This window comes from Kitasatospora sp. NPDC093558 (assembly GCF_040683475.1).
In the GTDB taxonomy this organism is placed as follows: Bacteria; Actinomycetota; Actinomycetes; order Streptomycetales; family Streptomycetaceae; genus Kitasatospora.
Genome location: NZ_JBFBDY010001349.1, coordinates 1 through 1,114, shown reverse-complemented (window position 1 = coordinate 1,114; position 1,114 = coordinate 1). Strand labels below are relative to the sequence as shown.

Annotated in this window: 2 protein-coding genes and 1 pseudogene; all 3 read right to left on the bottom strand. The window is 72.1% G+C overall.

Going from position 1 to position 1,114, the window contains the following annotated elements; translation table 11 throughout:
* The coding region (locus tag AB0O00_RS40890) for an SRPBCC family protein (protein ID WP_363659722.1) at nt 1–392 on the bottom strand (392 nt) is incomplete at its 3' end.
* Between the two features lie 5 nt (nt 393–397).
* Nucleotides 398–652, bottom strand: coding sequence for an acyl carrier protein (locus AB0O00_RS40885; protein WP_363659721.1), 255 nt, complete (start codon nt 650–652; stop codon nt 398–400).
* Between the two features lie 56 nt (nt 653–708).
* Nucleotides 709–1,114, bottom strand: a pseudogene (locus AB0O00_RS40880) (ketosynthase chain-length factor); the annotation flags it as partial.

Genomic DNA, 1,114 nt, shown 5'->3' with positions numbered 1-1,114 from the left:
GGCGCGGCGAGCTCGCCGCGGACGCCGAAAGGGAGTTCGTCACGCACGTGGAAGTCCTGCACCCAGCGCATGAGCACTCCCTCCGGGGTCTCCCGGTAGTCCCAGTAGATCTTCATGTACTCGAACGGCCCGGTCTCCACCCGGTGGGCCCGCACGCTGCGGGTGTTCCGGTCGCTGGTGCGCTCGGAGACCCAGGTGCGGACCGCCCCGTCCTCGTCGGGGTGCATGGTGAGCCTGAACCGCACGGTGTCGCCGCGCTGTTCGAGGATCTCCGCGGCGGCGTACTCGGTGAACAGCTGCGGCCAGCCGGCCACGTCGTTCGTCATCTCCCAGACCAGGTCGAACGGCGCTGCCACGACCGTGCTCGACTCGGTGTGCCCGTGTCCGGTCATCGTGCTCAGGCCTCCGCGCGCTGCCGGTTGACGTACTCCAGCAGCGCGGCGGGGGTGCGCAGGTCGTCGATCACCTCGTCCGGGATGGCGACGCCGAGCCGGCCCTGGACCTGGGTGACCACCTCCAGGACGGCCAGCGAGTCGTAGCCGAGCTCGCCGAAGTCGGCGTGCAGGATGTCGCCGTCGAGGTCGACGGCCTCGCCGGTGCCCACGCACTGGCGCATGATGTCCCGGAGGCCTTCCAGGTTCAGGGTGTCCATCGCTCCAGCTCCGTTTCCTTCGATTCCGTTGTCCACTGCTCACACGTGTCCACTGCTCACACGGCCCTGACGACGACCGCGGCGTTGAAGCCGTTGTGGCCGCGGGCGATCACGAGGGCGGTGCGCACCGCCGTCTCCCTGGGGTCGCCCAGGATCAGGTCGACCGGGCAGTCCGGGGAGGGCGCGGTGACGTTCACGGTCGGCGGCACCACCCCGTGGCGCACCGCCAGCAGGGCCGCCACCAGGTCGACCGTCGGGCCGGCCGCGTAGAGGCGGCCGGTGGTGGTCTTGGGCACGGTGACCGGCACCCCGGCGGGGCCGTACACCTCGGCGAGCGCCCGGCTCTCCAGCCGGTCCAGCGCCGGGACGCCGTAGCCGTCGGCGAACACCACGTCGACGTCGGCCGGCGCGCACCGGGCGTCGGCCAGCGCCCCTTCGATCGCCCGGCGCAGGTTGGGCCCG

Excerpts from the sequence above, each read along its gene's own strand:
- AB0O00_RS40885 (WP_363659721.1), bottom strand. The coding sequence starts at position 652 with ATGGACACCCTGAACCTGGAAGGCCTCCGGGACATCATGCGCCAGTGC.